Annotated in this window: 2 protein-coding genes; both read right to left on the bottom strand. The window is 56.2% G+C overall.

Annotated elements, in window-relative coordinates; genetic code table 11:
* Positions 1-79 precede the first annotated feature (79 nt).
* Entirely contained in the window at positions 80-10603 is a 10524-nt protein-coding gene (locus AACY49_RS03045) for a non-ribosomal peptide synthetase (RefSeq protein WP_339521568.1), read from the bottom strand.
* The gene (locus tag AACY49_RS03040; RefSeq protein ID WP_339521567.1) at positions 10600-13323 is read right to left on the bottom strand and encodes a type I polyketide synthase; all 2724 of its coding nucleotides are present in this window, start codon (positions 13321-13323) and stop codon (positions 10600-10602) included. Before AACY49_RS03040 ends, AACY49_RS03045 begins: the two co-directional genes overlap by 4 nt.
* Positions 13324-13549: the final 226 nt, after the last annotated feature.

Below are 13549 nucleotides of genomic sequence, written 5' to 3'. Positions count from 1 at the left end.
TTTAATTGAGGGGGCGCGCAGAACCACGCATCGGTATGAAACCTCACTCGGATGCGTGGCGTGCGCTGCCGTACAGCCCTTAAATACTCAGATGTATGTACCCGCTGGTCTCGGGATCGGACAGTTGATGAGCGGCCTGCGGCGAGGCCCCCGCCAGAATGGTATGCAGCAGCAGATGCCGCGAAGACAATTGCAATGCGTCCCTGGCACCATCAAAAACAACGCCGCCGATGGGCCTCAAGTTGATTCCGTAGTTCTGACAGTCCGTCATCAACAACTGCAGCATTGCTCCCGCCTCAATCAAGCTCATGTCTCTGCTTGCATCGCCATACAAGGGACTGATCGCAGACAAGTCGGCCACCAGGAACAACGTGAACGAGGTGGCTGCCGCCATCAGTTGATTCGCAGGATAATGATTTTGCGCCGTGATCGGCGTGCTTTGGCTCAACCGGACCAGTTGCTTGTTGATCGGGTGGAAGTAATAAGCGCCCTCTTCAAAGCCCGCGACTCGCCCCCTTTCTATCTGTACGTAAACCTGCACCGGATAGAGCCCACCCGCGGAAGGATAAAGTGCGCGTAATGCTCCACCCTGCTCAACGAAAGACAGCATGTTGAGCAAGGAAATAAACTCATCGAACCCCACCGGCCGATCGGCAAACTCATTGGCCGTCTTTCTCTGCATCAGGCGTTGGATATGCGTAGCCTCGGTAAAGCCGGTTCCATACTGGAACGAGGTTTTTTCACCAGTAATCCCTTGCTCCCGCAGATATTTTCGTGAGCCCTTGAACGCCGCTCGCTGTTCGGGAAGTACCAGGAGCTCATCGGAGCTGCTTACCGTTTGACTGACGACCCCTTGATGCTTCTCGATACTTCTGACCAGCGTTGAAACCCTGGGCTCACGATAGAGCTCGGCAATGTCCGGGCGTACCTGGTAGCGCTCCTCAATCAGGTTGAAAACTCGAATGAATTCGAGGGAGGTCATTCCCTTCTCGAGCAAGTTTTCCTCAGGCTCAACGCTGTCAAGGGCGAGGATGCCTGCCACCATCTGTGCAATATCCCGGGCCGTCGAACTCACGCTGGCCGGGGCGTTGTCATCAGAAATCACAGAGGCGCTGGCCAGCACGCTGTCGTACTTGCGGGCCAGCATCTGCCGATCCACTTTCCCGTTGCCCGTCAGCGGTAGCTGATCAATGAGGATGATTTCCTTGGGCACCATGTAGCTTGGCAAAGTGGCAAACAGATGCTTGCGTATCCGCGCCTTCAGCTCACTCGCTGCACCTTCGCCCCCCATACCGCTCGCCTCCTTCGGCGCGACGACATATGAGACCAGAGCATCCACTTTTCCTGCTCTCTTCTCCAGGCATGTAATGCACTGACTGGCCAGCGACGGTGCAACGGCAGCGTCGATTTCCCCCAGCTCAATTCGGTTACCGTGCAGTTTGACCTGGGTATCTTTTCTGCCGATAAACTCAATCAGCCCTTCAGGACGGAAACGGGCCAGATCGCCTGTCTTGTAAATCCGCTCTCCGGTATTAGGGTGAGGGATAAAGCTGTTGGCTGTTTTTACGGCGTCGCCCCAGTACGCCTTGGCTACACCACGTCCACCGATGTAGAGCTCGCCGGTTACCCAGTCAGGGCAGTCATTTCCTTTTTCATCAAGGATGTAGCAGCACTGGTTCTCCAGCGGACCACCATATGGCACGCTCAACCAGCCATCCGGGACCGTCTCCACCGGGTAAAACACCGACCAGATAGACACTTCCGTCGCGCCCCCCAGACTGATCAACTCGGCGCATGGCAATGCGTTGTGCACTTGAGCGACGAGAGGCAGAGGAATCCAATCGCCACTGAGCATGACCAGGCGCAGCTTCGCGGATATGTCGAGTTTTCGGTCGTGGACGTAATCGATCAATAGCCCCATCAACGCAGGCACCGAGTTCCAGATGGTTACTCCGTGTTCGACAATCAGCCGGCACCATTCGCTTGGATTGTGTGTAGCTTTCTTCCCGGGAATAACCAGCGTTGCACCGGCCGCCAACGTACCGAATATATCGAACACCGAGAGATCGAAACTCAAGGATGAGAGACCAAAGACTCTGTCGTGCTCATCAACACCAAAGCGCTTGTTCAGATCGACCAGGGTATTGCAAGCCCCTTGGTGGTCAATGGCTACACCCTTGGGCGTTCCGGTAGAACCGGAAGTGAAAATGACATAAGCCAGATCATCTTGCTTCGGCTCAATCAGCGGTACCTGCACGGAAGATGCTTCAAGCAGCGCGTAAAGTGACAGAAATTGCGGCTCGCCATTGACTGTCGCTGACGCCATCGGCAGTGCCCCCACAATCACCAGGCGTACACCCGACTGCACAAATAGCGCGGATTGGCGCTGCTGCGGCAAATCAGGATCAATGGGGACGTACGCAGCCCCAACAAGCAGAATGCCCAGACAGGCCACTGCTTGCTCCCATCCCTTTTCCAGCCCTACGGCGATCAGTTCATTTCGCCCCTGGGTGATGCGCATCAATTGTTGTGCGACACTCGCGGCAGCCTGATAAAGCTCCTCATAGGTGAACGTCCTGTCAGGCGCGATAAGTGCCAGCGCGTGTGGACGCCGAGCCACGGAGTCGACAAACAGCCCTGAAAGAGTGGCGGCTTGACGAGGGACGCTCGTCGCATTGAACTGCTCACGCGTGGCCCGCTGGCCAGCAGGTAATGTATTGCCGAAAGGGACTCGCCAAGCGGATTCATCGCTTGCCAGTTTCTCCAGCAGCTCCAGATACACCTCGAACATCGCATCGAGCATGCCGTCAGGGAAAAGCTCCTCGACGGCATCCCAACACAGATACAGACGCCCCTGCGCTTCGCGTACCGTATGGTCGAGCCATACTTGAGGGGTCTGGCTGATCTGATAGTCGACATCCGCTCCAAGTTTTGCGAGCAGCCCATCGGCATCCAGCTCACCCTCCTGCGCCGAGCCAAAACCAATCGCGCTGGTAAAGACCACCGGCATCAAGCCCGGCTTGCCATCAGAGCTGCGCTGGGCCAATGCACGAATGACATCCAGTCCACTGAAGGCAACGTGCTCCAGATCTGCCCAGAGTTGCCTCTGCATGGCAACGGCCCGGGTACCGAAGGCATCTGCCATGCCACCGACCTCAAGCAGCGTCGTCGATGTAAAATCGCCGACCAACTGATTGATCTGGGGATGAAGAGGTGGACGATTGAATAACGTCAAGTTAAGGGCAAACGTCTCATCACCGCTCCACCGCGACAACACCTGAGTAAACGCGGTGAGCAATACCACTGTCGGCGTGACGTTGAGTTGCTGCCCACGCTTCTGCAAGCCTTGCCATTGTGCGGCACTGAGGAAGCGGTCACGGCGTTCGAACTGCGGTTTCCTGACCTCTTCAGGTCGTTTCAGTAACGGTAGATTGGGGGCGGCCGGCAACGTGGCGAGCCTGTCCAGCCAGTAACGCTTGGCGTTGCTGAAACCGGAGGTCTCCCTGACTTTCTCCGTCCATGAAACGTAGTCCCTGAAAGAAAGCGACAGCGGCTCAGGCTCAACCTGCAAGTCCTGATAGCTGGCAACGACATCCGCAAGGAGAATCTGGTAGCTCCAGGCATCCATGATCAGCGCATCGATACTGGCGAACAACCTGAATTCCTGCGCACTTCGCAGCACCTTGAGCTCAAATAAAGGCCAGACGTGAGGCTCGAATACCTGATGGGACATGGCGGCACGCAATGTCTCAGACTGTCTTGCCGACTCCTGGGGGGCGGCGGCGCTCAGGTCCTGGTACACAATCTCGTAGGTACCCGGGTCGCGAAGGATCTGCTGAGTCCCGTTGGCCAGAAAAATACTGCGTAATGCCGGGTGGCGTTGAATCGCACGGTTCCAGGCAGTGCTCAGCCGGGACACATCCAGTTCAGGGAAGGTGATCTCGGAATAAACATGGGTAGCGATATTACCCATCACCATCGACTCACGGCGCCCGACCCAATAGGCCTGTTGCACAGAGGTCAAGGCGAACGGTTCCTCAAGACGGGAAAGATCGCTTACCAACAGTGGAACGTCGTCGCTCGTCACCTGGTCCTGTTCGTCAATTGCGCGAGCCAGTGCACCCAGTGTCGGATTATCAAACAAGGCCAGCAGTGGTAGCTCAATCTCAAAGTCTTCACGTATCTTCGATATCATTTGAGCAGCCAAAAGCGAATGGCCACCTGACTCAAAGAAGTTTTCACTGAGACTGCTGGCGTCGCGCTTCAACACGTGAGACCAGATCCCGGCCAGGCGCTTTTCAGTCTGGGTGTTGGGCATGGCACGTGTTTCTTCGACACTCTGAACTTGATGCTCCAAAGCAGCAAGCGCCAGGCGATTGACTTTCCCGTTAGGCGTAAGGGGCAGACTATCCAGGTAGACATACAGCCCAGGTAACATATAGTCCGGCAGCCGCTGGCCAAGGTACTGGCGCAGAAATGCGGTTTTCACCTGTGCTTGTTCTTCAACAACCACGTAAGCGATCAGCCGTGCATCACCCTCCTCTTGGGTATGCACCTGCACCACAGCCTCACTGACACCGGGAGCCCCATTGAGTACCGATTCAATTTCGCCGAGTTCGATGCGGAACCCACGTACTTTTACCTGATGATCGGAGCGCCCCACAAAGTTGAGGCAACCCTCTTCAGAAAGGAAACCCAGATCACCGGTCTTGTATAACCGCTCTCCTCCCCGAGTACTGAGGGGATCAGGGACAAACCGTTCGGCCGTGAGATCCGGCCGATGCAGGTAGCCCCGTGCCAACCCAACACCACCAATGTAAATCTCACCAATTGCTCCTGTAGGCAAAAGGTTCATCTCGACATCAGTAATGTAAATGGCCGTGTTGGCCAGAGGGTAGCCAATGGGGACCGTCTGCAGTGTTTCATCAGACGTGAGTTGATACATCGAGGACCAGATGGTCGTTTCGGTCGGGCCATACATGTTGTAGACGCGAATACCGGCGCTTAGCAGTTCGTCCGCCAGGGAAGCATGCAGCGCTTCGCCGCCACACAAGATCGAGAACGATGAAGCCTGGCGCTGCCATACCTTCTGTTCCAGCAGCATTCGCCACGTGGCAGGCGTTCCTTGCACGAGGGTCAGGTCGCTGCGATTCAACAGTTTGGCCAACGCCTGGAAGTCAGCCACCCTCGACGAGGAAGGCTGAATCAGCCGAGCGCCGCAGACAAGCGGCAGCAGCATTTCCAGATAAGCGATATCGAAGGAGAAGGAGGTCAACCCCAGTACCACGCCTTGATGGTCGAGGCCGGTTTTCTCCTTCATTGCAAGCAGCAGATTTGTCAGCCCCTCCTGCGTCACCATCACACCTTTAGGATTGCCGGTGGACCCGGAGGTGTATATCACATAGGCGAGATCGGCCGGTTGAACAGCTGTTTCTACTTGCCCCTGCACAGCGCAAGGCCACGGCTCATCCAGACAGACCTGACGGGCCGGGGTTTCCGGCAACTCAGCAACCAGGTGCTTCTGGGTCAGGACCATCGCGGCGCTGGCGTGGGTGAGTGCATACCTGGTGCGAGCGACGGGATAGCCAGGATCAAGCGGGAGCAACACCGCCCCGGCCTTCATGATCCCCAATACACCGGCAATGAGCAGGAAAGAACGCTCGACGCTGAGCCCTACGATGGCCCCCTTCTCGACACCCGCACAGTGAAGGAAATCGGCAATCTCCTGCGCCTTGGCATTCAGGACCTCATAGGAAACCTGCTGACCATTGTCCAGTTCGATGGCTATCGCCTTTGGTGTACGGATGGCATGCTGCTCGAACAACGCCACTGCGCTCTCTGCACGGTCATCATAGGCCACTGCGGTCGAGTTCCAGCACTCACGTTGCCTGACTTGCTCTTGCCGGCCAAGAAACTGAATACCACCAATGCGGGTTTCCGGCGCCGCCACGACGACTCGCAGGAGCTGTTCGAAATGCATCGCCATACGAGCGATGTGATCAGCATCAAACAGATCGGTGTTGTACTCGAAGCCCATTTCCAGACCAAGCGACGACTCGCTGGCCGTAACGTTGAGATCCAACTTGGCGATGCCGATGTCCAGATCGAGCCTGTCAAAAGACAGCCCCGCGATCTCAGGCATCTGCTGTGAGACGTTCTGCAGCGCGAACATGACCTGGAACAGCGGTGAGCGCGTCAAGGCGCGAGAAGGCTGCAAGGCATCGACCAGTTTTTCAAAAGGCACATCCTGATGCATGTACCCCTCGAGAGTCTTTTGCCGAGTCATGGACAAAAGCTCCGTAAACCGTTGCTGCGGATCCAGTTGAGTACGGAGTACCAGGCTGTTGACAAACAAGCCCAGCATGCCCGAAAGACTCTCGCCGCTACGATTCGCGATCGGGTAACCGATACACAAGTCGTTCTGTCCGCTGTAGCGGGCAAGCAGCACGCTGAAGGCGCTCATCAAGGTCATGAACAGCGTTGCGCCCTGCGCTTGGCTGAGGCGATTGAGGGAGTCGATCAATTGCGCATCCAGCACATGAGCGTGAACGGCACCGCGATAGCCCTGTTTCGCCGGGCGCGGGAAGGAAGTCGGTAGATTGAGCGCCGTAGGTGCATTCGCCAGCGACTCACGCCAGTACTGCAGCTGATGATCCAGCTCCCCTCCCAGCAACCATTCACGCTGCCATGACGCGTAATCGGCATATTGCAGCTCTGTCGCAGCAAGCCCGGTCTCTGTGTCATTACAAAACGCCCGATAGAGCACACCCAGCTCCTGGACCATGACGCCGAGCGACCAACCATCGGTAATGATGTGATGGAGAGTGACGTTGAAAATGAATACCCGCGCCGACAACTGATAAAGGTGCGCCCTGATCAACCTTGCGTCGGTTAATGTGAAAGGTAGCGCGGCCTGTTCACGGCACAGCGCCAACGCCGAACGCTCCCTCTCCTGCTCAGGCAGATGCTCCAGGCGAATGACCGACAGGCTCACACACGCAGGCAACTCGATATGTTGCAGTGGCTTGCCTTCTCGTGTCACAAAACGCGTGCGCAGGATTTCATGGCGCGCTACGAGTGCATTCAGCGCCCGCTCCATGACATGCGTATCCAATGGGCCGGTGATTCTCAACGTCACGGGCACGTTGTACGCCCCGCTTTCGGGTTCAAGCTGGCTCAGGAACCAAAGTCTTTCCTGCGCAAAAGACAGGGGCAACAACTCTCCACGAGGCACTGCCATCATGGGCGGTAGCTCCCTGGCTGGCGTCTGGACCTTTGCTATCTTGCGTGCCAGCCCGGCGACCGTAGGCGCATTGAAAAAATCGAGTAGTGAAATATCCAGGCCCATGGTTTCCCGGATCTTCGACAACAGCTGAATAGCCAGGAGGGAATGCCCACCCAGGTCAAAGAAACTGTCCTGTGCTCCCACCCGATCAAGCTTGAGCAACTCGGCCAGAAACAAGGCCAACGCCACCTCGACTTCACCACTCGGCTCGATGTAGCTGTCGCGCCGATTGACGCGCAGGTCCTGGGGGATGGGTAACTGTTTGCGATCTATCTTGCCGTTGGCCGTGATGGGCATCGCATCGAGAAGAACAAACACTCCCGGCACCATATACTCCGGCAGTTTTTTTGATGCGGCTTCGCGCAAGCGATCAGCGTTCAACTCACGCCCCGTCAAGGCAACGGCGAACGCCAGCAGTTTTTTATCGCCATCGGCCTCCTCATGCAGCAGCACGGCGACATCGCTGACGTCGTCCAGGCCACTGAGGACTGCCTCTATCTCACCCAACTCGATGCGAAATCCACGAATCTTTACCTGGTGATCGACTCGACCGATATATTGAATGTTGCCATCAGGCAGGTAGTGGCCCAGGTCCCCCGTACGGTATAACCGCCCACCTCCCTGCGGATCAAAAGGATCAGGGACGAAACGTTCTGCGGTGAGATCGGGACGCTTCAGGTAGCCTCTGGCCAACCCACTGCCACCGATATGAATCTCCCCTTTGGCCCCTATCGGCAAGAGATTCATCTCGGCATCGAGAATATAAATTCTGGTATTGGCGATCGGCATGCCAATAGGGACACCGGTGTGCTCTTGGCTGGGAACACATTGCCAATAGGTCACATCAACGGCAGCTTCCGTCGGACCATAAAGATTATGCAGCGTGCAGTCGGGCCAAAGTCGCAAGGCCTTGTGCATGGTGGCGGACTTCAGCGCTTCGCCGCTACAGAAAACGTAGCGCAGCCTGGCCCCTTCCCATTTCAGGCCGGCATCCATTATCCCTTGCAGCATGGCGGGCACGAAGTGCAAGACGGTAATGCCAGCGCTTTCGACAAGGTCACGCAGATAGACGGGGTCACGGTATGCAACCGGATCGGCCATTACGACAGCGGCACCGGTCATCAAAGGCCAGAAAAGCTCCCAGACTGACACGTCAAAGCAAAATGAGGTCTTCTGCAAAACACGATCATTGCTCCCTATCGGATAGGTTGCTTGCATCCATTGCAGCCGGTTCAGGATCGCTCCATGCGTGTTCATTACTCCTTTGGGTTCACCCGTGGAACCCGAGGTATATATGCAGTAGGCAAGCTGCTCGCCGCCTATCGCCCGACCAGGGTTTGAGCAGGATTGATCCGCCCAGTCCCCAGGACGATCAAGCAGTACAGTGAGCCCTTGATAATCGGTAAATCGAGCTGCCTGTTTGCTTTCCGAGACCAGCAATTGGGGCGCCGCATGTTCGAGCATATAGTCCAGACGCTGCTGGGGGTACGACGTCTCCAGCGGCAGGTAAGGGGCGCCAGACTTTAGAATAGCCAATAGCCCGATCATCATGCTGGTAGAACGCTCAACGCAAATCGCGATCGGTTTGTCAGCGGCGGCACCGAGCAGGATAAGTTGATGAGCAAGTCGATTCGCCTGCTCGTTCAGCTCGTGGTAAGTCAGTTTGTCAGCACCGGCAATAACAGCCAACGCATTCGGGTTGTTCCCTGCTTCTTGCTCAAAGTAATGATGGATCAAACGTTGCCCGGGATAAGCGACCTGTGTCTGATTGAACTGTTCGAGTTGCAGCGCCCGCTCTTCGTCGGCCAGCATGGATAACTGCCCGATCGCTTGACGTGGCTGCTCAATGACATTTTTCATCAGCGTCAGAAAGTGCCGCGCCAACAAAGACATGGTCGGCCTGTCGAACAGGTCGGTGCTGTAAGTCAGTCGCAGCTGAACTTCTTCATTCATCTGCACGATGATGAAGCTGATATCGTTTGCCGAGCCTCTGACGCGAGAGGAGTCCATGACCTGGCTATACAGTGCGTTGTCGGTTGGTGCGTTTTCTTCTGCCAGGCCCTCAAAGCTGCCCTGGTGCCAGATATACGACACCTGGAACAATGGCGAGGCCCCTGCCACTCGAGGCGGATTCGCGGCCTGAACCAGAGAGGAGAACGGATAGATACGGTTTTCCAACGCCCCCAGCACCGTATCCCTGACCTTGGTCAGCAACACTTCGAAGTGCTCGCCGGGCTCAATATCGGACGTGAATACCACCGGGTTTACGAAGTCACCAATAGCCTCTTGCGCCGCCATCATGTCCCTGTTGGAAACAGGCGAACCAATCAGCAAGTCCTTTTGCCCTGTGTAGCGGTAGAGCAATATTTCAATCAATGCCAACGTCGCAATGTAAGGCGTTACACCGCACTTTTTGGACAGTGCTGAAAAGCGCTGCCAGGTTTCCGGATCAATTGGAACGGAATGGCATTCCCCTGCCCCCGATGAGACTACCGGCCGCGGACGATCACTCGGCATCTCCAGTGTCGGCAGGGATTCGGGGATTCTCTGAATCCAGTACTCGGCCAATGCCTCACCCCGGGCGTGAAGCTGTTCGGCTTCCCATCGGACAAAATCTACATATTGGGCGTTTTTTGGCTCGGGGGCCTCCAACGCCCCCTGCTCCAGGCCGAAATAGATATGCGACAGGTCCCGAGTCAATATTCCCAGCGAGACGAAGTCAGCTGCAATGTGATGTACCGTCAATGTCAGGTAAGCTTCTGCTGCCCCTGTATCAGGGAACGTATTTTCCAGAATCGAGGCCCGGATCGGTGCGCAACGCTTCAGATCGAACGCGCGATCCGATTCCATCTCAAGCAGCTCATTGACCTGTTCGGCGGTCAGGTTATTGGCCGAGTGACTGACAACCTGAGGAGCCAGGCCCTTGTCAAACGCCTGAAAAGGTAAACCGGCCAATTCGACAAAGCGTGACAGCAGGATGCGATGACGCATCAACAGTATGGAAAACGCTTTGCACAATCTGACTTGGTCGACACCCGGCTGCAGCTTTGCTGAAAACGCGATGTTGTAGGCCGCGCTGGCAGGATTGAGTTTCCAGACTGTCCACATATCACGTTGCCGGTGCGACAGCGGCAGAACCGTCCCCTCCCCTATCTCATTGACGATGATGTCTTTGATGACCGCCTTGTGGACTTTCAAGGCCTCCATGTGGGCGTTGGTCAAGGCATGCTCACCGCAGTCGACGAACAACTTGTCGCCACTCACTTCAAGTTCCGCGTTCGCCTCTGACAGGACCCGCAAGAGTTCATTAGCATTCATAGTTCAATTCTCACGCGACGAGTGGCGTTCAAGGTTTGATGAGCATCGCCCGCATTTCCATTCGGAACAGCCTGGGACGAAATGAGCGTACAGAGGGAGTCGATGGAAGCGCCTTCCAGCAGCTTGAGGATCGGGATGTCCACTCCTGCATCATTTTTTATGCATGTCTTAATTTCCAAAGCCATCATCGAATCAAGCCCTAGGGAAACCAGCGACTTGTGATGTTGAGACGCTTCTATTTTTTCCAGCAACGTAGACTCCAACAGTCCCGTGAGATAGGTTCTGATCCCTGCCTCGTTGAGCTCCAGAGGCTCTGCTCGCCTCTCGCTGGAGGGCTGCGCATCACCACCGACGCCTTCAACCATGAGCGGGTCGGTCAGGAAGGCCATTCGTTTAAACATGAGAGGGAAGTCAGCTCGTTTCACATTGGCTTTGAGCTTCTTCTCATTCAGCGAGACAACCAGCCACTGGTCATCGGCAGAGCTGAACATCCTCTTCATCAAGGCGAACCCGGACTCTGGCTGTAGCAGTTCGATACCGGCATTCTGCATACGGCCGATGTTGCGTTGGCTGACCTTCGCCATCATTCCCGTCTCTGACCAGCCACCCCAGTTAACGGTCAGCGCAGGAGCGCCAAGTGTGCGCCTGTACTGGGCTAAGGCGTCCATGTAGGCATTCGCGCTGGCATAAGCAGCCTGCCCTGCCGGGCCCAGAATTGACGCTATCGACGAATAAAGAATGAAAAAATCAAGCTCATGTGGACGGGTCACCTCGTGAAGGTTCCAGGCGCCGGCCATCTTTGATTGAGCGACCTGCCAGAAGTGTTCCCAGGTTTCATTGAGCACGAAGGCGTCGTCACTGACACCCGCTGCGTGCACAACTCCCTTGAGCGGAGGAAGCAGTGCTAACGCAGGAGCAAGTCCCCGCTCCAGGTCTTGCCTGTCACCGACGTCACAGCAACAGGTGGCAACGTTCACTCCCTGCTCCTTCATCGAAGCCAGGCGCGTCAGTTGTAGGCTGGTCGGCGGTTTGCGCCCCATCAACAAGATATGCTTCGCCCCATGTTCGATGAGGGCCTGAGCGGTCAGCATGCCCAGGTCACCGTGGCCACCGGTGATCAGGTAAGTACTATCCGGATGCACCACGGCGCCCTCTACCGCACCGCCAAGGCTCTTGGCCACCAGCGAAGGCACATGGATGCTGCCCTCCCTGATCACATACTCTTCCTTACCAGTCGAAGCACTCATGCACTGTGCCAAAATCGCAATATCCGTCTGAGTTGCAGCTGGGTCGAGATCAACAGACAGCGTCGACAAAGAGGTCAGTTCATTGGCCGCGACACGTGCCGCACACCAGAGCGAGGCCGGCAACAGTGACGTGGCGGCCCGCTGCCCATCCAGGGTCTGCGCAGCCCGCGTCACGACAACAACTTTCCTGATCGCCTCGGCATGCTCGTATTCGGCACACTCGCGTACTATCGTCAACAATGGCTCCAGCAGGTGCTTCGCTGCTTGCTCCTGCGTGCCCATGACGGCAGGCGTGTCCACTCCCCATAAATAAGCCACGCCAACACGCTTGCCGGCGGCTGGCGCACAAGCAAGCAATGACGCCATAAGTGATGGACGTGTTGTGTCTGCAGAAAGGGCATATTCAGCTGCCTCCTCTCTGCGTATCAGCAAGCATTCAGCTCCAGCCTTTCGCAACAACGAAACCAACTCCGAGGCGACGCCCCCATCATCACCAAAGATCAACCAGTAGTTCGGTTGCGTCTGTGCATCACCCTGCGCTACCAACTCGCCCCGCTTCCAGACCGGCTGATAGAGCAGCCTCGAGAGGCCAGGGCGAGACAACTCTGGCACGAAGCCTTCAACTTTCTTTGCCGAGAAACCCTGGATATCGAGAATCAGCTCGGCGTGATTGTTCTGCAATCTGATCGCCCCATACACCTCACTGCTGCGTTCATCCCCTTGGGTCACGCGGGCCTGGCTTATCAGGCCACCTTGAGTAAGCTCGCACTGGTGAACCGTGATGTTTTCAATATGGAAGGGGATGTAAATGTCACCGGTTTCCATGATCGCGGTATCGGCTGTCAGGCTGACCCCCATCATCTGGAAGCAAGAGTCAATCAGACCCGGCGACAGCAGGTACTCCCCGGAAGTATTCACGGCCAAAGGATTGGCCAGCGAACAGGTGCACAGATGTCGATCAAACGTACCCTGCTGCAGCCAGCGGTATTCCTTGCCAAGGTCATACCCACGGTTTTTGAAGTCCTGATAAAAAGCCTGTGCATCGAATTGCCGCGATTGGTCGAACAATGCAGCGGTGAGTGGTGTGACTCGATCCACATCCAGGTCGCTCGCTCCCAGAGGCAGTGCGTAACCTTCCAGGTGGGTCATCCAATCCTGTTCAGCGTCCACGACTACGTCCTGGTGGAACACTCTGCGGCTGGACAAGGTATAACGCGCCATCGCGTCAGCACTGACATGAATATCCACTTTGATCTCGCGTTCTTCATCATCCTCAAAACGCAATGGCTGGAGAAAAATGATGTCCTTGAGCGAAAACAGCTGATCGTTATAGAGATCTTTAAAGACGGTAATCAGTATCGCCACATGCATGGCGCCAGGGGCCACAATGTGGCCGAACAGGCGATGGTGCTCCAAATAGATGTCATTACTCGCCACCAGCCTTTTCAGGTAGCACACCTGGCTAGCGTCCATGGTGTCGGCTCTCATAAACCGTTGAGGTACGACAGGTGCGAGTGGCAAATGGTATGGATTAGTCGACGTAGGGCGCGTCGAGAGCGTAACGGGGCGGTCCCAGGCATACGCTGGCAGCTCGACCTGCAGGCCACCGCAACCGGCATAAAACGCTTTCCAGTCTGGTACCCATCCTTGACGATAGAGCGCCCCGAGGGTCTCCAGTGTCTGCTCCCAATCGTCGCGG

Origin of the sequence: Pseudomonas sp. EL_65y_Pfl2_R96 (genome assembly GCF_963970905.1) — a bacterium.
Lineage (GTDB): Bacteria > Pseudomonadota > Gammaproteobacteria > Pseudomonadales > Pseudomonadaceae > Aquipseudomonas.
Note: the sequence above shows the minus strand (reverse complement) of the source record. Positions and strands in the feature narration are given on the sequence as shown.

Bases quoted from the DNA above. Each gene is read 5' to 3' on its own strand.
- AACY49_RS03045 (WP_339521568.1), bottom strand. From the start codon at position 10,603: ATGAATGCTAATGAACTCTTGCGGGTCCTGTCAGAGGCGAACGCGGAA.
- AACY49_RS03040 (WP_339521567.1), bottom strand. From the start codon at position 13,323: ATGGACGCTAGCCAGGTGTGCTACCTGAAAAGGCTGGTGGCGAGTAAT.